General features: G+C 67.9%; 2 pseudogenes. One reads left to right on the top strand and one right to left on the bottom strand.

Annotated features, from left to right (window positions below):
• Positions 1 to 286 (top strand): annotated as a pseudogene (locus A5708_RS27130) (hypothetical protein); the annotation flags it as partial.
• 4 nt (positions 287 to 290) lie between these two features.
• On the opposite strand, the pseudogene A5708_RS05495 reads toward A5708_RS27130, so the two are convergent.
• Positions 291 to 526 (bottom strand): annotated as a pseudogene (locus A5708_RS05495) (hypothetical protein); the annotation flags it as partial.

The raw sequence follows: 526 nt of genomic DNA, 5'->3' as shown, positions 1-526 counted from the left end.
GACGATCTCGTTCGGCACCCCGTACGGCACCGTCGACTACGAGGGCGCCACCATCCCGGTCCCGGTCGACGACCAGATGAAGATGGTCGCCAAGCTGTCCGGCGGGCAGTCCTACACCGCCACCAGCCTGGGTGAGCTCGAAAAGAGCTACAACGCCATCGAGAACGAGATCGGCTATCGCACCGTGCCGGGGCCGGGCAGCGCCGGCTGGCTGCGCCTCGGCGTGCTGACCGCCCTGATCGCGACGGCGCTGGCGCTGCTGATCAACCGGCGCCTGCCCAGCTGAGCGCTCAGGCGGGCAGCCTGCGGTTCAGCAGCAGACCGGCCAAGACGGCGCCGGCCATGACGAAGGCGCCGAGCAGCATCCAGGCCAGGCTCGCGTCGCCCTTCACGGTTTCGTAGCCGATCTGGCGCTGCAGCGTCGAGTACACGTTCTTCAGCGAGTCCAGGCTGTCGGCGTGGAACGACTGACCATCGGTGATCTCGCAGATCTTCTGCAGGGTCTGGTCGTCGACCGGGACCGGGA

Source organism: Mycobacterium colombiense, from assembly GCF_001672755.1.
Lineage (GTDB): Bacteria > Actinomycetota > Actinomycetes > Mycobacteriales > Mycobacteriaceae > Mycobacterium > Mycobacterium colombiense_C.
The sequence above is the reverse complement of the archived record's forward strand: the minus strand, read 5'-3'. Positions and strand labels throughout refer to the sequence as shown.